Genomic DNA, 25,467 nt, shown 5'->3' with positions numbered 1-25,467 from the left:
CCGCCTTGCTGTCAGCCGCAGTTGATCGGCACACGGGTCCTCAGACCCGGGCGAGGATCACCGAGCGCGTGAGGTGGCGGGGCCGGTCCGGGTTACGGCCGCCGGCCACCGCGACCGCCACCGCGAGGCGCTGCGTCCGTACCAGTTCGGCCAGCGGGTCGAGGCCGCCGGCCACCCACATCCCGCCGGTGGCGTGCACCTCGTCGGCGAGACCGGCGGGCGCGTCGCCGAGCATCCAGGTGACCGTGCCGCGGGCCGAGACGCTGATCGGGCCGTGCCGGTACTCCAGGGCCGGATAGGCGCCCGCCCAAGGGAGTTGACTCTCGCGCATCTTGTGAGCCGCCTCACCCGCGAGCCCCACGGTCCAACCCCGGCCGAGGAACGTGAACTGCGTGCAGCCGACGAGCCACGGGGGCAGCGGCTCGGCGAGCGCGTCGTGCGCGTCGTCCACGACCTCCTGCGAGTGCAGCCCGAAGTGGGTGCGGAGCAGGGTGAGGGCCGAGGTCGGGAAGCGGGTCTGCACGACGGACTTCTCGTCGGCGAAGTCGAGGACGACCACGTCGTCGGCGGCCGACGCCACGGGGGTCGCGGCGTCCGTCGTGATCACGGTGGTCCTGACCCGTCCGCGCAGCCCGGCGAGGAGGCGGAGCACCTCGGTGGTGGCGCCCGAGCGGGTCAGGGCGACGACCCGGTCGTAGGGGCGTCCGGCCGGGAACTCCGAGGCGGCGTGGGCGTGGGTCTCGCCGTGGCCTGCCTCCTCGCGCAGCGCGGCGGCGGCCTGTGCCATGAAGAGCGAGGTGCCGCAGCCGACGATCGCGACGCGCTCGCCCGGCTCGGGCAGCAACGCCGCCCGGTCCAGGGCCAGTTCGGCCGCCCGGTCCCAGCACTCGGGCTGGCTGTGCAGTTCGTTCTCGATATGGCTCATGGCGCACCCTCACATCCCAGCACATGCTTGGTTGTGCAAGTTATAGCGCGTTTTCAAGCATTTGAGATCAGCTGGACGCGTCAAAGTCCGCCGAGAGTCCATGTGCGCGCTCCAGAAGTCCATGCCCTTGCCCACCCACCGCGGCCACTCTCTTGTCGAGCACGAGCACAAGCACATATCTGCAAGCACCTCCCTCCCCCACCGTTCAGGAGGAACCTGTGCGTCGCTTCAGATCGATCAGATCCGTCTGTGTGACCGCCGTCGTCGCGGTCGCCGCCACCCTGGGCCTGTCCGCGCCGGCCCAGGCCGCGGGACAGACCCCCGGCACCTACACCAACTACGGCTTCCCGTCCGGCACGACGGCCCTCACCGAAGCCACGTGGGGTACGACGGTCGAGGCGGACCCGGGCCGCGGAAACGTCTACTGGGCCCACCAGTTCGACTTCACCAACAGCGTCGGCGGCTACGTCGGCCAGCAGCGCTGGCGCACCGGCACCGGCATGTTCCTGTTCTCCCTGTGGGGCTCCACGGCGGCGAAGGCGGGCTCGGCAGGTACGTACTGCCAGACCTTCGACGAGTCGGGCACCGGGTACACGTGCCGCTACAACCAGGCGTTCGCGGCGGGACACCACTACACCTACCGCGTCTCCCCCGACACGACCGACGGCTGGTACAAGGCGACCATCTCCGATGTCACGGCCGGCACGTCCTTCGTCCTGGGCAGCCTCCAGGTCGGCTCGGGCGCCCGGATCAGTGCGGGCGGCATGGTCGACTGGGTCGAGTACTTCGACTGGAACAGCAACTCGGCGACCTGCGAGGACGAGCCCTACTCACGGGCCCGCCTCGACCTCCCCAAGGGCACGTCGACGGGCGGCCCCGCCGTCACCGCCTCCGTCAGCTCGACGTCCACGAGCAGCACCTGCACGCAGTACGCCGGGGTCACCCAGGTCTCCGGCGGCAGCGTGCACGACGATGCGACCGGAAACTCCGCCTCGGGCGACATCACGGGCAGCGGCGGCAAGTGCGTCGACATCACGGGCGGCAGCAGCACCGACGGCACCCCGCTCGAACTGTGGACGTGCGGCGGCGGGAACCACCAGAACTGGGTCCTGTCCCACGACGGCACCGTGCGCGCGCTCTACAAGTGCATGACGGTGAGCGGGAGTTCGGTGCAGCTGTCCACGTGCAACGGATCGGCCGCGCAGCAGTGGCAGCGCTCCGGGGACACCCTCGTCAACCAGGGCAAGTGCCTGGACGCCGAGGGCGGCGCGAGCACGGACGGCACGAAGCTGATCACTTACACCTGCTCGGGCGGCGCCAACCAGCGGTGGACGACGCCCAGTTGACGCAGGCGTGACCGGGCGCCGCCACGATTCTCCCACGGGCGCCCGGTCACACGCAGATGACTTCGATGCCCTGCGCCGTGATCTCCTCGACGAGTGCCTCGGGGGCGTCCTTGTCCGTCACCAGGATCGACACCGCGTTCAGCGCGCAGACCTGGGCGAACGCCCGGCGGCCCAGCTTCGAGGAGTCGGCCACCACGATGACCGTGCCCGCGCGTTCGGCGAGCGAGCGGTTCGCGCTGGCCTCCGACTCGTCGTGCGTGGCCGCGCCGAAGTGCGGGTGGACCGCGTCCACACCGAGGATCGTGTAGTCGAGGGCGAGGCTCTGCAGGACGGACGTGACGAGCGGGCCGACGAGTTCGTACGAGCTCGGCCGGGCCACGCCGCCGGTGACGACGATCTTCACATGGGGGCGGATCGCCAGCTCGTTGGCGATGTTGATGGCGTTGGTGACGACGGTCAGCGCGACGCCGCCGGATGTGCCACCCGGGTCGGTGCGGACGGCCAGTTCCCTGGCCACCTCGGAGGTCGTGGTGCCGCCGTTGATGCCGACGACGGAGCCCGAGGGGACGAGTTCGGCGACCGCCTTCGCGATCCGCTGCTTCTCGTCCGCCTTGCGGGCCGTCTTGTAGCGCAGCGGCAGATCGTAGGCGACGGAGCTCACCACGGCCCCCCCGCGGGTGCGGGTCAGCAGGGACTGCCGGGCCAGTTCGTCCATGTCGCGCCGGACCGTGGCGGAGGAGCAGCCGAGCAGTTCGGCGGCCTCGGTGACATCGAGATGGCCCTGATTGCCCAGTATTTCCAGCAGTTGGGTCCATCGGGCATGTGCGCCCACTTGTTCCTCCTCGCGACGCGCGTAGCGTAACCCGCGCCGTTCTCCGCATCCAGACGTGATCATCCGCGCACCTACACGTGACCGTCTGTGTGCGCACGCAGGCGTGGACAGGCCCGCCCTCTCCGACGGGCCCGCCCACGCCTGCGCTGTGGCTGCTACTCCCCGGCTCCGCGCGTCAGCTGCCCGCCGTCGAAGTAGGCGAGGAGCTCCGGTTCGAGCTCCGGGACGTCGTACGGCATGCCCCCCTCGCGCAGCGAGCGGGTGGCGAGCGCGCCCGCGGCGACGCTCATCCGGGCCGCGACGGGCGACGTGTCGGTGACGCCGCCCTCGCGCACGAAGCGGCAGAACTCGCCGATGATGCGCTCGTCGGCGCCGCCGTGCGAGCCCTTCGCCTCGGGCACGCGGTACACGATGTCGGCGTCCTTGCGGTAGCCGGTCGGGCCCGTGTTCCAGACCCGGACCTCGTCGCCGGGGCTGTCCCCGAAGTTCTCGAGGCGGCCCTCGGTGCCGATGACCGTGTAGTTGCGGAAGTAGTCGGGGCTGAAGTGGCACTGCTGGTAGGCGGCGATGACGCCGTTGTCCAGCTGCATGTTCATCACCGACACGTCCTCGACGTCCACGACGTGGTGCAGGTCGTGGCGCTCCGTCGGCGGCCAGTCGAACTCCTTCAGCCAGCCGTCGGGGCGCGGGGTGTCCGGCTCGCGGCGCGGCAGGTCCCCGTAGACCATGAGGTCGCCGAGGGCGTTGACGCGCTTGGTGTAGCCGCCGGCCAGCCAGTGCACCACGTCGAGGTCGTGGGCGGCCTTCTGGAGGAGGAGGCCCGTGGTGCGGGTGCGGTCGGCGTGCCAGTCCTTGAAGTAGTAGTCGCCGCCGTACGAGACGAAGTGCCGTACCCACACGGTCTTCACCTCGCCGATGTCGCCGCGCGCGATGATGTCGCGCATGAGGCGCACGACGCCCATGTGGCGCATGTTGTGGCCGACGTAGAGACGGGTGCCGGTCTTGTACGCGGTGCGCAGGATGGTGTCGCACTGCTCGACCGAGATGCCCAGCGGCTTCTCGACGTACGCCGGCTTGCCCGCTTCGAGCGCCTCGCAGGCGATGGCTTCATGGGTGTCGTCGGGAGTGGCGACGATGACGGCGTCGATCGAGGGGTCTTCGAGGAGCCTTCGGTGGTCGTCGACGGCGACCGCGCCCTCGTACAGCTCCGGTACCTTCGCCCGGATCTGCGGGTCGAGGTCGGCCACCGCCGCCACGACCGATCCCTTGCCGGGTCGGTGCGCGGCGGTCGCCAGGTTCCGTCGCAGTCCGAGCCCGATGACTCCGATGCGCAGGTCTTCCACGTGCGGGTGTCCTGTTCTGTGTGCGAGACGCTAAGTGGTGCAGGGTGGAACGGGGGCCGGGCCGGTGTTACTTGGCGTCGGCGATGGCCTTCTCGAACTCGTCGCGCATCGCGTTGCCCGCCTCACGCTGCCAGGTCGGCAGGATGTCCTTCTTGAAGGAGGAGAGCGGGGTGCGGCCGGCGACGATGTCCTTGACGGCCTGGTACACGGTGTCGGTGGAGGACGCGCCCTTGTTGGCGTAGGTGTCCGAGAAGAAGCCCGTCTGCGGGTTGACCTGCGCGAGCTTCATCAGCTCGACCTGGGCCCCGTGGATGCCGCGGGTGATGTCGGGCTTGCCCGGGAGGTACAGCGTCTCGGGGGCGTTGCCGAAGAAGTTGATGGCCTGCCGGGTGGTGATGACCTCGGCGTTGCCCTTCTTGTTGAGGAGCACGTCACCGTCCTTGGAGCGGGTGTGGTGCGTGCCCTCGATGCCGTTGTCCAGGAAGAGCCGCTCCTCGGTGCCGAAGGGGGCGCTGAGGTAGTTCATGACCTGGAGCAGCGTGTCGATACGGTCCTTGCTCACGGCCTTGTTGATGGCCGTGAAGCCGACCGAGCCGTAGCCGTAGCCCCAGGTGGGGGTCAGGCCCTTCTCCGCGGCGAACGGGACGACGACCTTCTCCGGCCAGTCGTACTGGTTGCTGTCGCTGAGGAAGCCGGGGAAGGACTGGACGTGCAGCCCGAGGAACCCGCCCTCCATCTTCTCCAGGGTCGTCGGCAGGTTCGGGTCCGGCCAGAACAGCTGTGCCTTCTGGCACTTGAGGGCGAACTCCAGGCCGGCGTGGAACTCGTCGGTCTCGAAGTAGTGGGTGAGCTTCCCGCCCTCGTTGCGCCAGCCGTTGGGCGCGCCGTGCCAGTAGGCGAACTGCAGGATGTGGTTCACGTACGCCGGTTCGAGGACGTACTTCTTGCGCTTGACGTCGAGGAGTTCCTTCGCCTTGTCGAAGAAGTCCTGGGCGCTGTCGAACTGGACGCCGCCGACCGGCTTCCAGAAGTCCTCGTTCGCGACGTAGACCTGGCCCATGCGGCCGTACGGGACCGCCATGCCCCAGATCTTGCCGTTGAAGACGGCCGTCTTCCAGGCGAACTCGGGGATGTTGGCGAGGTTCGGGTACTTCTTGACCGCGTCACCGGACAGGTACTCGGTGAGGTCGTGGAACTTCGCCTCGAGGAGCGCGGGGACGTTCTTGAGGCCCTGGTTCGGCGGGAACCACATGAGGTCGGGCATGTCGCCGCCGGCGATGGTGGCGTTGAACTTCGCGCGGTAGACGTCGTCGGCGCCGAGACCGTTGACGATCGTCATCTTCAGCTCGGAACCCAGGCGCTTGTTCAGCTCCTGCCAGTACTGGTTGCGGTTCATCGCGGGGGCCGCGGTCGTGAAGGTCTCGGTCAGGGCCGTGACCGGCTTGCCGTCACCCGGCTTCTTGGTGACGCTGCGGGTCAGGTTCTTGGGGTAGCGCAGGTACGCCGGGTCGAGGCCCGCCGCGTTGCCCGGCAGGTCGGGGGCCGCGACGTTTGCGGGGACGTACGTCGGCAGCTTCAGCTTGGCCGACGCCTTGGCGCCGCCACCACCCGAGGCCGCACCGGAACCACAGGCCGTGAGGGAACCGGCACCGGCGACGGTGAGGCCGGCGACGGTCGCGGCACCGAGGAACCCGCGGCGGTTGAAGTCTCTGGACATGACTCTCCTAAGGGGCGAGGAGCGGTTGAGGGTGGTGGCTCAGGCCTTGATGGCGCCGGTGAGAACGCCCTTGACGAAGTACTTCTGGAGGAACGGGTAGACCGCGATGATCGGCAGGACCGCGAGGATGAGCACGGCCATCGACAGGGCGGTGCTGGCGGGCAGCACGCTCACGCCGAGGGCCTTCGCGTTGAACGTGTCGCCCTGGAGGACGTAGCTGCGCAGCACCACCTGGAGCGGCAGCTTGTCCGGGTCGTTGATGTAGAGCATCGCGTTGAAGAAGCTGTTCCAGTACGTCACCGCGTAGAACATGCCGACCACGGCGATGACGGCCTTCGACAGGGGGAGCACGATCCGGCACAGGATGGTGAGTTCACCGGCGCCGTCGAGGCGGGCCGCCTCGTGCAGCTCGTCGGGGATGCCCTGGAAGAACGCCCGGACCACGATGATGTTGAACGCGTTGAGCAGGATCGGCGCGATCATCGCCCCGTAGGTGTCGAGCAGTCCCAGCTCCTGCACCACCAGGTAGTTGGGGATGATGCCCGGGGTGAACAGGAACGTGCCGACGACGATCAGGAGCAGCGGCTTGCCCGCGAAGGTCCGCGGCCGGGAGAGGCCGTAGGCGAGCGCGATCGTGCAGAGCAGGCTGAGCGCCGTGCCGACGACGGTGATCCCGACGCTCACGACGGCGGCGCGGGTGATGACGCCGCCGGACAGGACAACCCGGTACGCCTCGAGCGTGGGGTGCGACGGGAACAGCACATAGCCGCCGTTCGCGGCGAGTTCGGCCTTGGAGGAGAGACTGGTGCCGATCGCGAGCAGGAACGGGTAGCCGACCGCCACGATCATCGCGACGATGACGACGAACTTCAGCGTCTGGGCGGCCGGGTTGGGCTGCTCCATCCAGGCGGGGCGCTCGGCGGAGCCGCGGCGCTTCCTGCTCCCGGTGCGGCCTTTTCGGCTCTCCTGGCTCTCCTGGCTCTCAGGCCGCAGGGTGGTGGATATGGGCGCGGTGCTCACTGGTAGACCCCCTGCTCGCCGAGGCGGTGCGCGAACTTGTTGGCGAGGACGATCATGACGAAGCCGATGACGCCCTTCATCAGGCCGGCGGCGGTGGACATGCCCCAGTCGCCGTCGACGACGCCGTGGAAGTAGACGTAGGTGTCGAGGACTTCGGAGGCGTCCCGGCCGACCATGTCGCGCTGGAGGAGGATCTGCTCGAAGCCGACCGACAGGATGTCGCCGAGGCGCAGGATGAGCAGCATGATCATCACGGGCCTGATGCCGGGCAGCGTGATGTGCCACATGCGGCGCAGCCAGCCCGCCCCGTCCATCGCCGCCGACTCGTAGAGCGAGGTGTCGATGGAGGCCATCGCGGCGAGGAAGATGATCGCACCCCAGCCGGCGTCCTTCCAGACGCTCTGGGAGGTGATCAGGTAGATGAACGTGTCGGGGTTGTTCATGATGTTGCCGACGTGCACGCCGTGTTCGTTCAGGTAACTCGTGATCGTGCCCGCGCCGCCGAAGACCTGCTGGAACATGCCGACGACGACGACCCACGACAGGAAGTGCGGCAGGTAGACGACCGTCTGCATGAGGCGGCGGGTCTTGTTGCTGATCAGCGAGTTGAGGAAGAGCGCGAGGGCGATCGGCGCGGGGAAGTAGAGGATCAGCTGGACGGCGCTGATCTTCAGCGTGTTCCAGACGGCCGTCCAGAACTCCGGCTGCTCGAGCAGGGCCTTGAAGTTGTCCCAGCCGACCAGCGGACTGCCCTTGAAGCCGAGGTAGGGCTGGTAGTCCTGGAAGGCGATGCTGTTGCCCGCGAGCGGCAGATAGAAGAACACCGCGAAGTAGAGGATGCCCGGCACGCACAGCAGGAGCAGGGTGCGGTCCTGCCTCAGCCGCTCCCGCAGGCTCCGCCGGTCGGCGGGCTTGCGCCCCTTCCTGCCCGGCGTCCCCTTCGTGCCGGACGCCTTCTTCCTGCCCGACGTTCCGGGTGCCTCGTGCGTTAGGTCGGGCGGGTTTTGCGATGTGGGCGTGGGCGATGCGGACGCAGCGGCCGACACATTCACCTCCTGCGTCGAGTGGCGAGCGAGGGTTGGTTTCACAGGGCCCTCGCGGGGGCTGCGGCCCGGCGCGCGAGGTACCGGAATCTTGCGTCAGCCTGCCGACAGATGACAAGACTTGATTGGTAACTATTTAGATCTTGCAGCTTCACGCATGAAACGCGCAGGCAACGAACACGGCCACCGCAGTCGCACGCACCGCCCCCGACCTGGGCGAAGCTGCCCTTCTGTGTTTGGACTAACGACCGCTGATGTTTGGACTTTGGTGGAAATTGCTTCCTAGGGCCCTGGATCGCCCACTAGACAGTGCGTGTTCGCACCGTCGCAGCAGGGAGACATATGTCCAGATCCCCAGGCAGACGCCGCCTCTCGGGCGCCGTCGGTGTTGCCCTCGCGCTGACCCTGGCGGGTGGCGCCGTCCCGGCCCTCGCCGACTCCGCCCACGCTTCCTCCGCCGACGCCGACGCCGACGCGGCCGGGGACGGCGTGGCGATCACGTCCGGCGCCCTGTCCGTGAGCGTCGCGAAGGACTTCCCGCGCGTCCTCTCCTACACCGACCGGGCGAGCGGGGCGCGGCTGCTCGGCAGTACGAGCCCGGTCACCGAGGTCACGCTCAACGGCAAGGCGTACAAGGTGGGCCTCAAGGCTGCGCCGAAGGTCACCGCCCACCGGGCCGCGTACACGCTGGTCTTCCCCGATCTGCCCGGCGTCGAGATCGACACGGTGCTCGACGTAGCGGGCCGGGCCACCACCTTCAAGGTCACCGCCGTGCGCGACACCGAGACGTTCCGGCTCGGCACGCTCGACATACCGGGCCACGACCTGATCTCGGTGGGCTCCACGGACACCGGCGCCGAGACCGCGTTCACCCGCCTCGACACCGACTCGACCCGCACCGCCGACGTGTTCGGCAAGGTCACGGCGTCCACCGCGCCCGACGCGTCCCCGGTCGGCGCCTCGTACGCGATCGTGAACACCGGCTCGCTCGCCGCGGCGGTCGAGTCCAACTCGACGTACGACAAGCCCGCCGGAGCCACCAACGGCGACAACGCCCGCTTCTGGCACCAGGCCCGCAAGGGCGCCGACGGCAGTGTCCGCGTCGGCGTCTGGTCGGGGCAGTGGACCTACCGCGGTGACGGCGCGCCCGCCCCGGAGAAGGAACTGCCCTGGGCGAAGGTCGTCGTGACGCCCGACGCCAACGGCGACAAGACGGTGGACTGGCAGGACGGCGCCGTCGCCTTCCACGACATCGGCGTCAAGGTCAAGGGCGGCGACAAGACCCCGGACCGGGTGATCACCCATATCCCGTACAACTTCGCCAGCCAGGCCACGCACCCCTTCCTGCGCACGCTCGACGACGTGAAGCGGATCTCGCTCTCGACGGACGGGCTCGGCCAGCTGAGCATCCTCAAGGGGTACGCGTCCGAGGGGCACGACTCCGCGCACCCCGACTACGGCGGCAACATCAACAAGCGCGCCGGCGGCCTCAAGGACCTCGACAAGCTGCTCAAGGGCGGCAAGAAATGGGGCTCCACCTTCGGTGTGCACGTGAACGCCACCGAGGCGTACGCAGAGGCGAACGCGTTCGACGACAAGCTGGTGGACAAGTCGAAGCCCGGCTGGAACTGGCTCGGGCAGTCCTACTACATCGACCAGCGCCACGACATCAACAGCGGGAACCTTGCCCGGCGCTTCCAGCAGCTGCGCGACGAGACCGACCCCAACCTGTCGCTCGTCTACATCGACGTCTACTACACGCACGGCTGGATCGCGGACCGGACGCTGACCGAGCTGAAGAACCAGGGCTGGGACATGGCCACTGAGTTCGGCAACAAGTTCGAGCGCCAGGCGCTGTGGTCGCACTGGGCCAACGACCTCGACTACGGGCCCAAGACGAACAAAGGCCTCAACTCGAAGATCGTCCGCTTCATCCGCAACGGCGAGAAGGACGTCTGGAACGACGACCCGGTGCTCGGCCAGACCGCGCTGGTCGGCTTCGAGGGATGGACCGGCGAGAACGACTGGAACGAGTTCTCCGCCAACGTCTGGGAGCGCAACCTCCCGGCGAAGTTCCTCCAGCACTACCGCATCACCGACTGGGACAAGAACGACGTCACCTTCACGGGCGGCGTCCGCGGCACCGTCACCGACGGCAAGCGCGAGGTGTCCCTCGGCGACTCCAAGGTGATCAACGGCGACTCCTACCTGTTGCCCTGGAAGTCGGAGGACAGCAAGCGACAGGACAAGCTCTACCACTGGTCGAAGAAGGGCGGCACGAGCACCTGGACGGTGCCCCGACCCTTCGCGGGGACAGGCCGGTTCACTGTCTACGAGCTGACGGACAACGGCCGCGTCAAGCAGTCCACCGTCACCGCCGAAGACGGCAGGATCACGCTGACCGCGACCGCCGGACAGCCCTACGTCCTCTACCCGCACCAGGCGCCGAAGCAGGCCGACCCCGACTGGGGCCAGGGCGGCAAGGTCAAGGACCCCGGCTTCAACGACATCACCCTGGCGGACTGGAAGAAGACCGGACCCGTCACCAGCGACCGTGACGACCTCGGCCACCGCGGGGTGGCCCTCGGCGGCGGCAAGGCGGCCGCGATCGAGCAGCGCGTCACCGGCCTCACCCCCGGCAAGCGCTACAGCGCGTCCGTGAACGTCGAGGTCGAGCCCGGCAAGACGCGGCCCACGACCCTCGCCGTCGGCGGCGAGAGGCTGACGGTGGACCGCTCGACGGCCAGGAACTACATCGCGGGTGACGAGCGGCACGGCACCTACTACCAGCGGGTCAAGGTCCACTTCACCGCTCCCGCGAACGGCTCCGCGACACTGCGGATCTCGGCAGCGGGCGACAGCGACGCGAAGGTCGGCCTCGACGACGTACGGATCGTGGAGAACGACCCCGCGACGAAGAAGGGGACGGTCGCCTACGACGACTTCGACGCCGTCGACCAGGGCTGGGGCCCCTTCGTGAAGGGCGAGTCGGGCGGCGAGAACGACCCGCGCACGCACATCGCGCAGAAGCACGCCCCGTACACGCAGGCCGGCTGGAACGGGAAGCTCATCGACGACGTGATCGGCGCCGGCGAGTCCCTGAAGTCGCACGAGGAGAACGACGGACTCGTCTACCGCACCACTCCCGCGTCCGTGCCCTTCGAGTCGGGCCACGCCTACAAGGTGGAGTTCGACTACCAGAACAGCCACGCGGGCGCCTACCAGTGGACCACCGGGTACGACACGGTCACCGGCGGCGAGCCGACCGGCGTGACCACCCGCAGGACCGCGCTGCCGCAGCAGCGCACCACCGGCCACTTCAGCGAGCGGGTCGTCGGCGGCTGCGGTGACGTGTGGACCGGACTCACCAAGGCGGAGAACGCCCCCGAGGGCGCCGACTTCGTCCTCGACAACTTCACCGTCACCGACCTCGGCACCACCGACGAGCGCACCGCGTGCGCCACGCTCGGTCTCACCTCGGCCAACGCGACGCTGGAGCCCGGCAGCGCGAACAAGGTGACGGCGGCGTTCGCGAACCACGAGGCGACCGCGGCCAAGAACGTCGAGGTGACGCTGGACGTGCCGGAGGGCTGGAAGGCCGAGGCGGCCGGCGCGACGACGTTCGACTCCGTCGCCGCGGGCGCCAAGGCGACGGCGACCTGGAACGTCACGCCGCCGGCGGACGCCGAGTACAAGAGCCACCCGCTCACCACGAAGGCGTCGTACGAGGCGGGCGGCGACACCAAGTCGCTCACCGACGGCATCTCGATCCACACGCTCGCCCCGCCGCCCACCAAGGACACCTGGGTGAGCGACATGGACTGGGTGTCGGCCGACAACGGCTGGGGACCGCCGGAGAAGGACCTCTCCAACGGCGAGGTCGGCTCCGGCGACGGGCAGCCGATCAGCATCGGCGGAACGGCCTTCCCCAAGGGCCTCGGCACGCACGCGCCCGCCGACGTGAAGTACTACCTCGGCGGAGGCTGCGCGGCGTTCACCGCCCAGGTGGGTGTCGACGACGCGCAGAAGACCGCGGGCTCGGTCCAGTTCAGTGTCCTGGCGGACGGCAGGAAGGTCGCCGAGAGCCCGGTCCTGAAGGCGTCGGACAGCGCGTACGAGCTGGACGCCGACGTCTCCGGCGCCAAGTACGTCGAGCTCGTCGTCGGTGACGGTGGCGACGGGAACGGCAACGACCACGCCAGCTGGGGCGGGGCGAAGTGGCTCTGCGGCTGACATGAGGCCGTGAAGAACGGGGCCCCGCACGCTTTCGGCGTGCGGGGCCCTTCGCCGTGTCCGTACGGGCCGCTCAGCCCGCGCCCTGGTACCGCCGCAGACCGGCCCGCCAGATCAGCCCGGCCACCGTCAGCGTCGCGGCGCCGCCGAGGAGCAACAGGGCGATACGGCCGAGGATTTCGAGGCCGCCGGAGGCCAGCGCCAGCGTCGGGTAGTAACTCAGGAGGCCGAAGGGCAGCACGAACGTGAAGACGAACGCGACGGCGGAGTCGTAGAGCGTGAGGGGGAACTTGGCGAGGTCGGCGGTGTTGCCCACCAGGATCGAGACGCTGTTCTGCTCGGCGCCGTCCCAGAACACGAGGCTGTTCGTGGCCAGGTTGAGCGAGCCGACGACGACCACGCCGTTGGCGACCGCAGCGACGAGCACGGTGAGGGACGCGGCGCTCACGGCGAAGGCTCCGTGGCGTGCCGCGAGGACGAGGAGCGTCAGGCCGAGGACGACGTCGCCCGCGCCGGCCGGGTTCGCCCGCAGGGTGCACAGCTGGAGGAGCGGCGAGAGCGGCCGGGTCAGGAACTGGTCGAACTCCCCCTTCACGACCAGGTGTCGCAGCTCCCACACCCCGTCGAAGAGCATCACGCACAGGCCGCGCGGGACGATCGCGAGCGCGTAGGTCACCGACAGCTGCCAGATCGTCCACCCGGCGATGTCCGGGACCTGCCGCAGGATGATCCACACCGTTCCGAACCCGGCGGCGTGCAGACAGAACGCGCCGAGCACGCCGATCACGAAGTCCGCCTTGTACTCCAGCTGCGACTGGAGCCTGATCCGGTACAGCTTGGCCGCGCTCGACAGGTATCTGAGGCTGGGGTGTCCCGGGCTGGGGCTCGGCACGGGTCATCCTCCGTTGACGGTCAGGTGGTGGCGCGCCGCCCGCCACAGCCGGACCGTGAGGGCCGACATGACCACGGTCCAGGCGAGTTGGCGTCCTAGGGCGAGCAAGGCGTCGTCACCGGTGAGCCGGCCCAGGTACATCTGCACGGGCGTGGACACGATGGCGCTGAACGGCAGCCACTCGGCGACGACGCGCAGCGGCGCCGGGAAGAGGGCGAGGGGAACCATGCCGCCCGCCATGAAGGTGGTCACGGCCTGCCGCGCCAGGATCAGGCCGTACGCGCTCTCCGTCCAGAAGCAGAGCAGGCTGGCGAGGAAGCAGAGCATCGCGTTGACGGTGACCCCGACGGCCAGGGTGAGCAGGAACAGCAGCGCGGCGGCCGGCGAGTGCGGGGGCAGCGCGTGCAGCAGCACTCCGCCGATGACGGCGGTTCCTGCGAGTGCGCCGGCCATGTGCGGGGTACCGGCGCCGAGTGCCCTGACGAGCTGCATCGCCGGATAGTTCACGGGGCGTACGAGGTCGAGGGCGACCTGGCCGCTGCGGATGTCCCTGTGCATCTGCATCTCGGCCTGGAACGCGAGGAGTTGGCCGAGCGCGAAGGAGAGCAGGACGTAGGTGCGCATCTGGTCCCAGGAGTACCCGCCGACGCTGGTGGCGCCGGCGAAGATCGAGCGCCAGAGGTAGTAGAGAACGGCCGCCCAGACGGCGTTGCCCGCGAGGTCGACGAGGACGGCGCGGCGGTGGGCGAGAGCCTGCTGGAGCGAGGCGAGGTAGAGGGAGCGGTAGGGGGCGCGAACGGTGGGGCGCACCGGGTGTACGGGGTGCCCGGGGGCGGGGTGTACGGGGTGCGCAGGGCCGGGGTGTACGGGGCGCGCGGGCTCGGGTGCCCTAGAGAGCGGCATCCACTCCGCCCTCGTACAGGTTCCGGATGATCTCCTCGATGCTGGGCGCGCCGACCTGGATGTCGTCCACGGGGAGGGTGGCGAGGGCCTGGGCGATGACGTCACGAGTGGCGAGGGCGTTGCAGTCGTAGCCGATCTCAAGGGTGTTGGCGTCTTTTTGACGGACCGTCACGCCATCGCCGAAGCACCCTTCGAGCGGCACGGCGGTGAGCCGATCGGCGCCGCTCACGGTGACGGTGCGGCGCGTGCCGTAACGGGCGAGCATGTCGCTGACCGGCATGTCGAGGAGGATCCGTGCGCGGTCGATCAGGACGATGCGGGTACACAGGGACTCGACGTCGCCGAGGTCGTGCGAGGTGAGCACGACGGTGACGCCGCGCTCGCGGTGCAGGGTGGCGAGGAACTCGCGGAGCCGGGCCTTCACCGAGACGTCGAGGCCGATCGTGGGTTCGTCGAGGAAGAGGACGGGCGGCGCGTGCAGCAGCGAGGCCGCCACGTCGCACCGCACGCGCTGGCCGAGCGAGAGCTGCCGGACGGGCCGCTCCAGGAGGTCCTCGATGCCGAGGAGTGCGATCAGTTCGTCCAGGCGGGGGTCGAACTCCCGCTTCGGGACGAGGTAGATGTCGCCGAGCAGGCGGAACGACTCGCGCACGGGCAGGTCCCACCACAGCTGGGTGCGCTGCCCGAAGACGACGCCGATGTTCCGCGCGTTGGCGACCCGGTCCTCGTACGGGACGACGCCCGCGACGCGCAGGTCGCCCGAGGTCGGGGTGAGGACGCCGGTGAGCATCTTGACGGTGGTCGACTTGCCGGCGCCGTTCGGGCCGACGTAGGCGACGCTCTCGCCGGGCGCCACGCGCAGGTCGACGGCGTCGACGGCGGTCCTGTCCTCCCACTCGCCGCGGACCAGGTGGCGCAGCGCCCCGCGCATCCCGGGCCGTTTCCTCGCGACGCGGAACCGCTTGGTGAGGGCCCGCGCCTCGATGATGTGCTCGCCCATGGCCAGGGCCTTTCGTTTGGATCGGGCTGGATCACGGAGCGGGGTCTGGTGCGTGCAGCTGCAAGACGGAGGATCGAGGCGACGCGATGGGGGTCCCCTGCTCGAGCGGAGCCGAGAGCTCGGGGGAGTCGGTGATTGACGACAACGCGGCAGATGTGCGTGCCAGACCCCGCGAGCCCAGCGTGATCCAAACGCAATGCCCTAGCTCACGGCGCCGAAGTCCGCGCTGATGTCCTCGCCGCGCAGGGTCCTCGCCGGGTAGGAGAGGGCGAAGATCGCGTGCGGCGGTCCCGCCTTGAGGTCGTCGTCGACGTTCTCCCCGGCGAGGATCCGGCGGGCCAGGCGCTGGCACGAACTGTCGTACACGTCAGGGTGGTTGGTCACGATCGCGGCGCGCAGCGCGAGGTCGTGGACGCGGTGGCGGGCGAACATTCCGTCGACGCTGGTGCGGTAGTGGAGCAGCGGCTCGGGGACGGTCGTCATATGGCCGCCGTGCTTGCCGACGGCGATCCAGAAGTTCCAGTCCTCGTACGCGGGCAGGCCCTCGTGGTAGCCGCCCGCCCGCTGCCACGCGGAGCGGCGGAACATGGCGCAGTACGGCGCCTGGTTCACCGATGTCGACGCGTCGAAGTCGTAGTCCGGGTACTCCCAGATCCGCTCCTCCACACCGAAGGAGAGCAGATAGGGCCGGGCGACCTCGGCGGTCGGGTCGCGGTCCAGGGCGGCGGAGAGCTTCTCCAGGGCGTGCGGCTCGTAGTGGTCGTCCGCGTCGAGGCAGGCGACGTAGCGGCCGCGGGCCACGGATATGCCGAGGTTGCGGGCGCGCCCGAGGCCGCCGTTGCGGGTGAGAACGAGGGTCACGGCCAGCTCGGGGTGGGCCGCGGCGAAGGTCTGGGCGACGTCGCGCGAGGTGTCCGTGCTGCCGTCGTCGACGATCACGAGCTCCCAGTCGGCCGTCGTCTGGGCTCGGACGCTCTCGAGCGCGCGCAGCAGCATCCGGTCGTAGTTGAAGCATGTGACGACCACGGAGACGAGTGGGGTGCGGGTTGAGTGCTGCTGCATCTGGCCTTCCTGACCCGGGATGTTGCAGGAACGCAAGCAGTATGCACGAAGCTGCTCGATTGGGAGCCTCTACGTGCACAATCAAGCAACTATCGCTACGGTTCCTTTCTGTTCGCCGCGCGACCACCTCCCACAACAGGGCACAAAAAGCACCAAGTTGAAGGAAGGCCAATGGGGATCACGGGAATCATGGGGACCGACGCCGCTCCGACCGGACAGGACCGCAGACAGTTCGAGGAGGAGGGCTATCTGGTCCTCCCGGGCTTCCTGCCCGCCGCACTCGCGGAGCGCGCAAAGCCCGAGGTCGACCACTGGGTGGACTCGGGTGCGCGTCAGCGGTCCATAGCCTCGGCCGTCTCCCCCGACGCGTACGGGCTGCCGCCCCTGATGGAGCTGGAGATGGAGGCGCACGGCCGGATCCTGGCCCATCCGCCGCTGCTCGAACTGCTCGCCGGGCTGCTCGGCGAGTCCTTCGTCTTCCACCACCTGCACAGTGACCGTCGCCCGCCGAACGCGCCCGGCAAGGACTGGCACCACGACTACGAGCTCGGCCCGCGGGCGGAGCGCACCCACACGATGGTCCACGCGCTGCACTACCTCGGCGGGCTCGACGCCTCCGTCGGCGGGCTCGCCGTACTGCCCGGCTCGCACCGCGAGACCGCCGCCAAGACGGCCCGCGCCCACCTGGGCACGTCCGAGCTGCCGGGCGAGGTCTTCATCGGTGAACTGCCGCCCGGCTCCACGGTGTTGATCCATTCGGCCCTGTTCCACACCCGCCGCACGGCTCCCCACGGGGAGAGCCGTGAGCGGTACATGGTGGACAGCTCCTACGCGCAGACGGGCGTCCGCTGGCGGCCCGTGAAGCCGTACTGGCGGCACATGCTCGCCCGCGCCAGGGAGCTCCGGCTCGCGGGCGACGGGTGGCCGGAGCTCTTCTCCGAGCACCACTTCACGGAGTACGAGGCCGAGCAGGCCGGGCGTCGGGGATGACGGACGGGACGGGGCGGACGAGAGGCCCTAACCGCGGCCCACGTAGGGCATCGCGCTCGGCATCACCGTGACGGACTGGATGTTCACGTCCACGGGGAGCTCGGCCATGGCGGCGACCATGTCGACGACATGGCGGATGTCCATGGTCGGCTCCACACGCCGGCTGCCGTCCGCCTGGAGGACGGCGGGCTGGGGGCGGTCGGCGGGGGTCACGTTGCCTATGTCGATCTGCCCGCAGGCGATGCCGTGCTCACGCCCGTCGAGGGACAGCGAGCGGGTCATCCCGGCGACGGCGTGCTTGGCCGCGGTGAACGCGATCGAGTCCGGGCGGGGCACATGCGCCGACGGAGCGCCGTTGTTGATGATCCGGCCGCCGCGCGGGCTCTGCTCCTTCATCATCCGGAACGCCGCCTGCGAGCACAGGAAGGTACCGGTCGCGATCGAGCCCATGACGCGATGCCAGTCGTCGGCCCCGACATCCTCCGTGGGGATGTACGGCATGGTCTCGGCGGCATTGTTGAACAGCAGGTCGACGCGACCGAACCGCTCACCCACGGCGGCGAACAGGCGTGTCACCGCCTCCGGGTCGGTGATGTCCGCGACGAACGGGACGGCGCGGTCCGCGTGCTCGCCCGCATCCGCGGCCGTCTCTTCGAGGAGCGCCTCGCGGCGGCCCACGAGGACGACCGACCAGCCCCGCGCCAGGAGTCCGAGGGCGCAGGCCCGACCGATTCCGACGCCGGCGCCGGTGATGACGGCCACCTTCTCGACCATGTCCGTTTTCCCCTCTGCATCATTTCAGGATCTCTCGGGCATGGAGTCTCACTCCCACCGGAATCCGTGTCAACGCCTTGAAAACAGGAGGAATTGATGGCATATCACAAGAGCCGCGAGCTCTTCGAGCGCGCACGAGGGTCGCTCGCGGGCGGCACCAGCTCCTCCTCCCGCATCACCACCACCGGGTCGGAGCCCCATCCGCTGTACATGGAGAGCGGCTCCGGTGCGCGCATCAGGGACGTGGACGGCAACACCTACGTGGACTATCTGCTCGCCTACGGCAGCGCCGTCCTCGGCCACGCGAACCCGCTGCTCACCGACGCCCTCTCGACGGTCCTGGCGAGCGGCACCATGTTCGGCACGTGCAACGTCCCGGAGGTCGAACTCGCCGAGAAGATCCGGGAGTCGGTGCCGTGCGCCGACCTCGTGCGCTACGCGAACTCCGGCTCCGAGGCGGTCCAGGGCGCGATACGGGCCGCGCGCGGCTTCACCGGCCGCTCCCTCGTCGTGAAGTTCGAGGGCCACTACCACGGCTGGACCGACACGCTCGCGGTGTCCAGCAAGTCGACGCGGGACGAAGTCGGCCCGTACGAGGCGCCGTTCGCGAAGCCGCACTCGCGCGGGATCCCGCAGGGCGTGCTGGATGACGTGGTGATCTGCCCGTGGAACGACGCCGAGGTCCTGCGTGACGTCCTCGACGCGCACCGCGGCCGGATCGCCGCGGTCGTCTGCGAGCCGATCGTCGCCAACAACGCCTGCACGATGCCGGTCCCGGGCTACCTGGAGACCCTGCGCGCGGAGTGCACGCGCCGCGGCATCGTGCTCGTCTTCGACGAGGTCTGTACGGGGTTCCGCACCGGACCCGGCGGCGCGCAGGCCCTCTTCGGGGTCGTGCCCGACCTCGCGGTCTACTCCAAGGCGCTCGGCGGCGGGCTGCCCATCTCGGCGTTCGTGGGCTGCCGGGAGATCATGGAGCAGGTCGGCGACAACCGGATCAAGCAGGGCGGCACGTACAACGGTTCACCCCTGTGCGCCACGGCCGCCCTGGTGACCGTCACCCAGCTCGCCGATCCCGCGGTCGCCGGCCGGATCGACGAGGCGGGGCGGCGCGTCATGGAGGCGGTCCGCCGGGCGTCCCGCGACCACGGCGTGCCGTGCGCGGTCCAGGGGGTCGGCGCGATGTTCCAGATCGTGTTCTCGGCGGACGGCGCCCCGACCCGCCACTACCGCGATCTCTTCGCCGCCGATCTGGACCGCTACGAGCGCTTCCGCCACGAGCTGCTGGTGCGCGGTATCCACGTCAACGTGTACGGCCTCGCCTGCTGGTTCGTCTCCGCCGCACTCGAGGAGGACGACATCCGGCGCACCTGCGAAGCCGTGAACGAGGCGTTCGCGGTGCTGTGACGGCCCTGCGCGCCCCCTCTTGCCCCACGCCGTCCGATGGCGCAAGATGTGCCCGGCACGCGCGATCATGCTCTAAGTCACGCGCTTTCAATCACCTTCGCGCACGATGGTGCGCAGTGCAGCCCGACGCACTCCCTTCACGCATCCACCTCCATCACAGGCAGGGTTTTCGATGACTGGACGCTTCACCCGTTCCCTCAAGCGGCGGTCCGTGCCGCTCCTCGCGGCCCTCGGCCTCGCCGCCGGAGCCGGCCTGGCCTCCGCCCCCGCGGCGAACGCGGACGACGCCATCGGCACGACCCCGGGGACGTACACCTACTACTCGTTCCCGTCGGCGGCCGACGGGCTCAGCGAGGTCACCTGGTCCACGACGGTCGAGAAGGACCCCGGCTACAACGCGAACACCTTCTGGAGCCACCAGTTCGGCTTCAACGTCGGCAACGGGGCGTACATCGGGATGCAGCGCAACGGCGGCGACAAGCCCACGTTCCTGTTCTCGGTGTGGGACAGCTTCGAGCGCAAGCCCGGCTCCGAGGGAAGCTACTGCCTCCAGTTCGGCGGCGAGGGCGAGGGCTCCAGCTGCCGCATGAACCACGACTGGGAGGAGGGGCACACCTACACCTCCACGGTCGCCTACGAGGGCGACGGCTGGTTCGGCGCCACCATCCACGACAGGACCACGGGCGAGTCGTTCAAGCTCGGCAGCGTGCAGACGCCGGCCACGGCCATCAAGCCCACTGGCCTGATCGACTGGGTCGAGTACTTCGAGTGGAACGACCCGCGGGCCACTTGTTACGACCAGCCGTACTCGGAAGCGCACTTCGGCCTGCCCACCGGCACCGCCGTCGACGCCGGCGCGGCCGTCAGCTCGGTGACCAAGACGAAGAGCAACCCGCCGTGCGCCGCCGCCGTGGACGCGCGTCCCGACGGAAGCACCGACCAGCGTCTGGCGCTGGGCAATTCGAAGCGCGCCGAGATCTCCGCGCCCGGCGACAAGTGCCTCGCCCCGCGTGGCGCCGCCAAGGACGGCGCGGCGCTCACGCTCGCCGCGTGCAAGGACAACGGCCCCGGCGCCTTCGAGCAGTCCTGGGTCCTCGCCGCCGACGGCACGGTGCGGCTGCCGTCGAACTACTGCCTGACGGCGAGCGACAAGAAGAGCGTGCGTATCACCGACTGCGCGGGCGACATCGCCACCGGCGGCAAGGTCACCGACCCGGCCAAGCTGTGGACGTACAACCCGGACAGGAAGACCCTGGTGAACCAGGCGACCGGACGCTCCCTCGCCCGCACCGGCCCCGAGGTGAAGCTCGCACCGGCCGGACCGGGCACGCAGGGCTGGAACGCGCCGGTGCCTGTCAGCGCCCCGTAGGGCGCCCCGACCAGGATCAGGGCGCCCCGCCGATCGTCACCGGGCGGTTGAACTCCCGTTCCACGCACCGATGTTGGGCGCCGCTCCCGACACCACCGGGTTGCCCGCGAAATCGCGGGCGCCCGCGTCGGCGAGCGGCGCCCCCGCGCCGAGTGCGGGCGATCCGGGACGCAGGGCGTAGGCGGCCCCGGCATCCACGTAACCCGTGGCCGTGCCCGGACGGGTGAGCAGCGGGTCGGCGGTGGTGCCGCCGGGGTTCGCGGGCGCCGCCCCGATCCCGTACAGCGCGTTGTGGGACGCGGTGACGCCGCCGGAGCGCAGGGTGAAGGCCGCCGTGCCGGCGCCCTGCTTCACGACGAGGTTGTTGTCGAAGGCGATCTCGTGGCGGCTGGTGGTGTTCTCGTTGACGACGGTCTGGCTGACGCCGTCACCTACGTAGATCGTGTTGTGCAGGAAGCGGACCCCGGAGAACCAGCCGCGGCAGGTCTCGATGCCCCTGAAGTGGTCGTTCTGGCTGATGTTGAAGCGGATCACGGCGTCGCCGAGGGTGCCGTCGGCGCTGCAGACGAGGAAGAACCCGCCCGCGTTGTCGTGGCTGTAGTTGTACTGGAAGACGGTGCCGAAGGAGCCCTCGTCGACGTCGTACGCCATGCCGTCGCGGGTCGTCTCGCCCCCGGACGTCTCGTTGTACTGGAAGACGGTGCCGTCCGCGTTCCACGGCCACATGCCCGCGTTGTATCCGGCCGAGCGCCGCTGGAAGCCGTGCAGGGTGTTGTGCTCGACCAGGGCGCCCTTGGTGGCGGTCATGACGATGCCGTCGCCGCCGAGGTCGTTCAGTGTGTTGCCGCGCACGACGACGCCGGTGGACGGGACCCAGTGCGGGCCGTTCGGGTCGTAGCCGCTGATGGCGGGCCGCTGGTTCCAGCTGGACGCGAAGAAGATGCCCTCGCGGTCGACCGTCCTGAGGGTGTTGTTCTCGACGCGTACGTCGTCGTAGCGCGTCTCCTTCGCGGACCCGGTGACGGAGAAGAGGATGCCCGCGGAGCCGTCGTTGTCCTTGGTGTCGTCGCCGCGGATGTCGTGGATGTCGAGGCCCGTGAGGCGGTAGTGCCTGCCGGTGCCGTAGTCGCTGAGGACGACGCGCACGCCGCGGCGCTTCGTGCCCGGGTTCGCCGCGTTGGTGATCTCCAGGTCGGAGACCTCGATCCACTGCGTGTTCCGCAGGAGGACGGTGTCGGGCGCGCCCGCGCCGTCGATCACCGGCTTCGCGCCGGTGCCGTAGGCGGCGATGCGGACGGGGCTGCCGGGAGCGCCCGCGCCGTTCGGGGTGAGCGTGCCCGTGCAGCGGGTGCCGCGCTTGAGGAGCACCTGGTCGCCGGGGCCGAGGTGCTGGGCGTTGACGGCGGCGAGTGTGCGCCAAGGCGCGGCCCGCGTGCCCTTCTGCGGGCCGGTCCCACCGCGGCAGTCGACGTAGTGGGCGCGGGACTTGAACGGGGAGGCGGCCGTGGCGGCGGGGGCGGCCGCGAGGGCCGTGACGCCGGCGGTCGCGGCGGCGCAGAGGGCGACGAGCGCGGTGCTGACGCGGGTGCGTGTCATGACGTACCTCCGTTGAGTGGTTGCGGGGGTGCCGGTGAGGATGGAGTCGCCCCGGCGGGACGGCTCAGAGCGTGCCGCCCGGCCGGGCCCGACTCCATGGACTTACGGAGGGGGCTCCTGGACATCCGCCGGGTGCGTCGAGCGCGCGGCGGGTCTGCCCGCATCGCGGACCGCCTTGGACGGCGTGCGGGGCCCGTGATTGCCTGACGTGCATGAGCAACATCGCTGTGACCACCTGGTCCCTGGAGCAGACCGCTCCCTCCGACCTCCGGCCGGCCGCCGCACCCGAGGGCGACGGCCTCCGCATCGTCCGCGCCGAGGTGCCCTCGCCGGAGTTCAGCCGCTTCCTGTACGCGTCCGTCGGGGGCGACATCCTCTGGACCGACCGGCTGAGCTGGACGTACGCGCGCTGGCAGGAATTCCTGGCGCGGCCGGGCACCGAGACGTGGGTGGCGTACGAGAAGGGGACCCCGGCGGGTTACGTCGAGCTGGAGGCGCAGGACGACGGCGTCGTCGAGGTCGTCTACTTCGGCCTGATCCCCGCCTTCCGGGGCCGCCGCATCGGCGGCCACCTCCTCTCCTACGGAGTGGCCCGCGCCTGGGACCTGGCCGAGCGGTGGCCGGACCGCACACCGACGAAGCGGGTCTGGCTGCACACGTGCAGCAAGGACGGCGAGCACGCGATGGCCAACTACGAGCGGCGCGGGTTCCGCCTCTTCGACACGAAGGTCGAGGAGGAGCCCGAGGTGGCGACGCCGGGGCCGTGGCCGGGGGCGTAGCCGGGGGCGTAGCCCGGGCCGTAAGAGAGGGACAAGAACACGAGGGGCGCCGTACACCGCGGCGCCCCTTCCCGTACCCTCCAGTCACACTCCAGCAGTCACACCCCAGCCCATTCCCGCAGCGTCCAGTGACGCGCGACACACCCGTCCACGATGCGAGACAGTCATGTCCACTTTCTGGACAGTGGTGGACTGGGCCGAAAGTCCCATGACACGCTTCCGTCATGGATCGAGCTGGAATTGCCTTGGTGAGTCGGCGGCACGTCGACCTCGGCCGCATGTCCAGCGCCATGTGTCCGGTGAGCTGACTCCACCAGCACCGCCGCACTTTCTCCCCGTACAGCACTCTGCGCACCGCCGCGCCCTCGCGCGAAGTGTGCTGGTCAAAGCTGTCAGAGCCTCCGCCCGCCCGAAGGACGTACACCCATGGCTGCCACCCCTGAAAAGCCCACGACCGCCGCGCCGCGCCGCAAGGTGAGCCGTCACCGCGGCGAGGGCCAGTGGGCCGTGGGACACTTCACGCCGCTCAACGGCAACGAGCAGTTCAAGAAGGACGACGACGGTCTCAACGTGCGGACACGCATTGAGACGATCTACTCGAAGCGCGGCTTCGACTCCATCGACCCCAATGACCTCCGGGGCCGTATGCGCTGGTGGGGGCTCTACACCCAGCGCAAGCCCGGGATCGACGGCGGCAAGACCGCGATCCTGGAGCCGGAGGAGCTGGACGACGAGTACTTCATGCTCCGCGTCCGCATCGACGGCGGCCGGCTGACGACCGAGCAGCTGCGCGTCATCGGCGAGATCTCGCAGGAGTTCGCGCGCGGCACCGCCGACATCACCGACCGGCAGAACATCCAGTACCACTGGATCCGCATCGAGGACGTGCCGGAGATCTGGCGACGCCTCGAAGCCGTCGGGCTCTCCACCACCGAGGCCTGCGGTGACACGCCCCGCGTCATCCTCGGCTCGCCCGTCGCCGGGGTCGCCGCCGACGAGATCATCGACGGCACGCCCGCCATCGACGAGATCCAGCGGCGCTTCATCGGCAACCCCGAGTTCTCGAACCTGCCCCGCAAGTTCAAGACCGCCATCTCCGGATCCCCGCAGCTCGACGTGGCGCACGAGATCAACGACATCGCGTTCGTCGGCGTGAACCACCCCGAGCACGGCCCCGGCTTCGACCTGTGGGTCGGCGGAGGCCTGTCCACCAACCCCAAGCTGGGCCAGCGCCTCGGCGCGTGGGTGCCGCTCGACGAGGTGCCGGACGTGTACGGCGGCGTCATCGGCATCTTCCGCGACTACGGCTACCGCCGCCTGCGCACCCGCGCCCGCCTGAAGTTCCTGCTCGCCGACTGGGGCACCGAGAAGTTCCGGCAGGTCCTGGAGGACGAGTACCTCCAGCGGAAGCTGGTCGACGGCCCCGCGCCCGAGCAGCCCGCCGGAACCTGGCGCGACCACCTCGGCGTGCACCGTCAGAAGGACGGCCTCTTCTACGTCGGCTTCGCGCCCCGGGTCGGCCGCGTGGACGGCACGACCCTCACCAAGATCGCCGAGGTCGCGGGCGCCCACGGCTCCGGCCGGCTGCGCACCACCGCCGAGCAGAAGATGATCGTGCTCGACGTGGCCGAGGACCAGGTCGAGTCGCTGGTGGCGTCCCTGGAGGCGCTGGACCTCAAGGTCAACGCGTCTCCGTTCCGGCGCGGCACCATGGCCTGCACAGGCATCGAGTTCTGCAAGCTCGCCATCGTCGAGACGAAGGCGCGCGGCGCCTCGCTGATCGACGAACTGGAGCGCCGCGTCCCGGAGTTCGACGAGCCCCTCACCATCAACATCAACGGCTGCCCGAACGCCTGCGCCCGTATCCAGGTCGCGGACATCGGCCTCAAGGGCCAGCTGATGCTGGACGCGGACGGCAACCAGGTCGAGGGCTACCAGGTGCACCTGGGTGGCGCGCTGGGCCTCGAGGCCGGGTTCGGCCGCAAGGTCCGCGGCCTGAAGGTCACCGCGGCCGAGCTGCCCGACTACGTCGAGCGGGTCCTCAAGCGCTTCCAGGCGGAGCGCGAGGACGGCGAGCGCTTCGCCACGTGGACTTCCCGCGCTTCCGAGGAGGCCTTGTCGTGAGCTCGGCGAGTGAGCCGAAGGGGCGCGCCGGTGTCGAGATGCCGAGCGCGCGGAGGCCCGAAGGGTTGAGCACGGTCGGTATCTCGACACCGGCAACAGGCGCCCCGGAGGC

20 protein-coding genes are annotated in these 25,467 nt (G+C 69.7%); 8 read left to right on the top strand and 12 right to left on the bottom strand.

Going from position 1 to position 25,467, the window contains the following annotated elements:
- Positions 1-40: 40 nt before the first annotated feature.
- Complete coding sequence (locus CG723_RS01765) at positions 41-925, bottom strand: SIS domain-containing protein (protein WP_100591360.1); 885 nt, start codon at positions 923-925, stop codon at positions 41-43.
- A 218-nt stretch (positions 926-1,143) separates the two neighbouring features.
- Between CG723_RS01765 and CG723_RS01760 the strand changes: the two genes are divergently transcribed.
- The gene (locus CG723_RS01760; protein ID WP_100591359.1) at positions 1,144-2,271 is read left to right on the top strand and encodes a ricin-type beta-trefoil lectin domain protein; all 1,128 of its coding nucleotides are present in this window, start codon (positions 1,144-1,146) and stop codon (positions 2,269-2,271) included.
- Between the two features lie 46 nt (positions 2,272-2,317).
- Here the strand turns inward: CG723_RS01760 and CG723_RS01755 are convergent, their stop codons facing one another.
- From CG723_RS01755 to CG723_RS01735, 5 genes are all read right to left on the bottom strand, one after another.
- Entirely contained in the window at positions 2,318-3,103 is a 786-nt protein-coding gene (locus tag CG723_RS01755) for a DeoR/GlpR family DNA-binding transcription regulator (RefSeq protein WP_100591358.1), read from the bottom strand.
- A gap of 155 nt (positions 3,104-3,258) precedes the next feature.
- The gene (locus CG723_RS01750) at positions 3,259-4,446 is read right to left on the bottom strand and encodes a Gfo/Idh/MocA family protein (protein WP_100591357.1); all 1,188 of its coding nucleotides are present in this window, start codon (positions 4,444-4,446) and stop codon (positions 3,259-3,261) included.
- Positions 4,447-4,513: 67 nt separating this feature from the next.
- The gene (locus tag CG723_RS01745) at positions 4,514-6,163 is read right to left on the bottom strand and encodes a hypothetical protein (RefSeq protein ID WP_100591356.1); all 1,650 of its coding nucleotides are present in this window, start codon (positions 6,161-6,163) and stop codon (positions 4,514-4,516) included.
- A 39-nt stretch (positions 6,164-6,202) separates the two neighbouring features.
- Positions 6,203-7,066 carry a carbohydrate ABC transporter permease gene (locus tag CG723_RS01740; protein ID WP_100591355.1) on the bottom strand — a complete coding sequence of 288 codons (864 nt, stop codon included), beginning with the start codon at positions 7,064-7,066 and terminating at the stop codon, positions 6,203-6,205.
- 113 nt (positions 7,067-7,179) lie between these two features.
- On the bottom strand, positions 7,180-8,235 hold the full coding sequence (locus CG723_RS01735; RefSeq protein ID WP_442802507.1) for an ABC transporter permease: 1,056 nt from the start codon (positions 8,233-8,235) through the stop codon (positions 7,180-7,182).
- Positions 8,236-8,568: 333 nt separating this feature from the next.
- Here CG723_RS01735 and CG723_RS01730 point away from each other — a divergent pair, with 333 nt between their 5' ends.
- A complete protein-coding gene (locus CG723_RS01730) occupies positions 8,569-12,459 on the top strand; it encodes an endo-alpha-N-acetylgalactosaminidase family protein (RefSeq protein ID WP_100591353.1) in 3,891 nt (1,296 codons plus the stop codon).
- Between the two features lie 73 nt (positions 12,460-12,532).
- Here CG723_RS01730 and CG723_RS01725 read toward each other — a convergent pair whose 3' ends face one another.
- The 4 genes from CG723_RS01725 to CG723_RS01710 form a co-directional block, all read right to left on the bottom strand.
- Complete coding sequence (locus tag CG723_RS01725; RefSeq protein WP_100591352.1) at positions 12,533-13,351, bottom strand: ABC transporter permease; 819 nt, start codon at positions 13,349-13,351, stop codon at positions 12,533-12,535.
- 3 nt (positions 13,352-13,354) lie between these two features.
- Entirely contained in the window at positions 13,355-14,161 is an 807-nt protein-coding gene (locus tag CG723_RS01720; RefSeq protein ID WP_100591351.1) for an ABC transporter permease, read from the bottom strand.
- Between the two features lie 79 nt (positions 14,162-14,240).
- Complete coding sequence (locus tag CG723_RS01715; RefSeq protein ID WP_100591350.1) at positions 14,241-15,254, bottom strand: ABC transporter ATP-binding protein; 1,014 nt, start codon at positions 15,252-15,254, stop codon at positions 14,241-14,243.
- Between the two features lie 201 nt (positions 15,255-15,455).
- Positions 15,456-16,316, bottom strand: coding sequence for a glycosyltransferase family 2 protein (locus tag CG723_RS01710; RefSeq protein ID WP_100591349.1), 861 nt, complete (start codon positions 16,314-16,316; stop codon positions 15,456-15,458).
- 171 nt (positions 16,317-16,487) lie between these two features.
- On the opposite strand from CG723_RS01710, the gene CG723_RS01705 reads away from it, so the two are divergent.
- Positions 16,488-17,306, top strand: coding sequence for a phytanoyl-CoA dioxygenase family protein (locus CG723_RS01705; protein ID WP_100591348.1), 819 nt, complete (start codon positions 16,488-16,490; stop codon positions 17,304-17,306).
- 27 nt (positions 17,307-17,333) lie between these two features.
- Here the strand turns inward: CG723_RS01705 and CG723_RS01700 are convergent, their stop codons facing one another.
- Entirely contained in the window at positions 17,334-18,080 is a 747-nt protein-coding gene (locus CG723_RS01700) for an SDR family oxidoreductase (protein ID WP_100591347.1), read from the bottom strand.
- A gap of 96 nt (positions 18,081-18,176) precedes the next feature.
- Between CG723_RS01700 and CG723_RS01695 the strand changes: the two genes are divergently transcribed.
- Together CG723_RS01695 and CG723_RS01690 are read left to right on the top strand one after the other, a co-directional pair.
- On the top strand, positions 18,177-19,487 hold the full coding sequence (locus tag CG723_RS01695; RefSeq protein ID WP_100591346.1) for an aspartate aminotransferase family protein: 1,311 nt from the start codon (positions 18,177-18,179) through the stop codon (positions 19,485-19,487).
- A 172-nt stretch (positions 19,488-19,659) separates the two neighbouring features.
- Positions 19,660-20,856 (top strand): RICIN domain-containing protein, encoded by a 1,197-nt coding sequence (locus tag CG723_RS01690; protein ID WP_100591345.1) that lies wholly within the window; start codon positions 19,660-19,662, stop codon positions 20,854-20,856.
- 36 nt (positions 20,857-20,892) lie between these two features.
- On the opposite strand, the gene CG723_RS01685 is transcribed toward CG723_RS01690, so the two are convergent.
- The gene (locus tag CG723_RS01685) at positions 20,893-22,452 is read right to left on the bottom strand and encodes a right-handed parallel beta-helix repeat-containing protein (protein WP_100591344.1); all 1,560 of its coding nucleotides are present in this window, start codon (positions 22,450-22,452) and stop codon (positions 20,893-20,895) included.
- Between the two features lie 212 nt (positions 22,453-22,664).
- Between CG723_RS01685 and CG723_RS01680 the strand changes: the two genes are divergently transcribed.
- The 3 genes from CG723_RS01680 (at position 22,665) to CG723_RS01675 (ending at position 25,355) form a co-directional block, all read left to right on the top strand.
- Positions 22,665-23,231, top strand: coding sequence for a GNAT family N-acetyltransferase (locus CG723_RS01680; RefSeq protein WP_100591343.1), 567 nt, complete (start codon positions 22,665-22,667; stop codon positions 23,229-23,231).
- Positions 23,232-23,455: 224 nt separating this feature from the next.
- Complete coding sequence (locus CG723_RS48870) at positions 23,456-23,539, top strand: putative leader peptide (protein WP_324902501.1); 84 nt, start codon at positions 23,456-23,458, stop codon at positions 23,537-23,539.
- Positions 23,540-23,657: 118 nt separating this feature from the next.
- A complete protein-coding gene (locus CG723_RS01675; protein WP_100591342.1) occupies positions 23,658-25,355 on the top strand; it encodes a nitrite/sulfite reductase in 1,698 nt (565 codons plus the stop codon).
- Positions 25,356-25,467: the final 112 nt, after the last annotated feature.

Origin of the sequence: Streptomyces sp. CB01635, from assembly GCF_002803065.1 — a bacterium.
Taxonomy (GTDB): Bacteria; Actinomycetota; Actinomycetes; order Streptomycetales; family Streptomycetaceae; genus Streptomyces.
Note: the sequence above shows the minus strand (reverse complement) of the source record. Positions and strands in the feature narration are given on the sequence as shown.

Bases quoted from the DNA above. Each gene is read 5' to 3' on its own strand.
- CG723_RS01765 (WP_100591360.1), bottom strand. From the start codon at position 925: ATGAGCCATATCGAGAACGAACTGCACAGCCAGCCCGAGTGCTGGGAC.
- CG723_RS01745 (WP_100591356.1), bottom strand. From the start codon at position 6,163: ATGTCCAGAGACTTCAACCGCCGCGGGTTCCTCGGTGCCGCGACCGTC.
- CG723_RS01740 (WP_100591355.1), bottom strand. From the start codon at position 7,066: ATGGAGCAGCCCAACCCGGCCGCCCAGACGCTGAAGTTCGTCGTCATC.
- CG723_RS01730 (WP_100591353.1), top strand. From the start codon at position 8,569: ATGTCCAGATCCCCAGGCAGACGCCGCCTCTCGGGCGCCGTCGGTGTT.
- CG723_RS01715 (WP_100591350.1), bottom strand. From the start codon at position 15,254: ATGGGCGAGCACATCATCGAGGCGCGGGCCCTCACCAAGCGGTTCCGC.
- CG723_RS01710 (WP_100591349.1), bottom strand. From the start codon at position 16,316: ATGCAGCAGCACTCAACCCGCACCCCACTCGTCTCCGTGGTCGTCACA.
- CG723_RS01705 (WP_100591348.1), top strand. From the start codon at position 16,488: ATGGGGATCACGGGAATCATGGGGACCGACGCCGCTCCGACCGGACAG.
- CG723_RS01700 (WP_100591347.1), bottom strand. From the start codon at position 18,080: ATGGTCGAGAAGGTGGCCGTCATCACCGGCGCCGGCGTCGGAATCGGT.
- CG723_RS01695 (WP_100591346.1), top strand. From the start codon at position 18,177: ATGGCATATCACAAGAGCCGCGAGCTCTTCGAGCGCGCACGAGGGTCG.
- CG723_RS01690 (WP_100591345.1), top strand. From the start codon at position 19,660: ATGACTGGACGCTTCACCCGTTCCCTCAAGCGGCGGTCCGTGCCGCTC.
- CG723_RS01685 (WP_100591344.1), bottom strand. From the start codon at position 22,452: ATGACACGCACCCGCGTCAGCACCGCGCTCGTCGCCCTCTGCGCCGCC.
- CG723_RS01680 (WP_100591343.1), top strand. From the start codon at position 22,665: ATGAGCAACATCGCTGTGACCACCTGGTCCCTGGAGCAGACCGCTCCC.
- CG723_RS48870 (WP_324902501.1), top strand. From the start codon at position 23,456: ATGGATCGAGCTGGAATTGCCTTGGTGAGTCGGCGGCACGTCGACCTC.
- CG723_RS01675 (WP_100591342.1), top strand. From the start codon at position 23,658: ATGGCTGCCACCCCTGAAAAGCCCACGACCGCCGCGCCGCGCCGCAAG.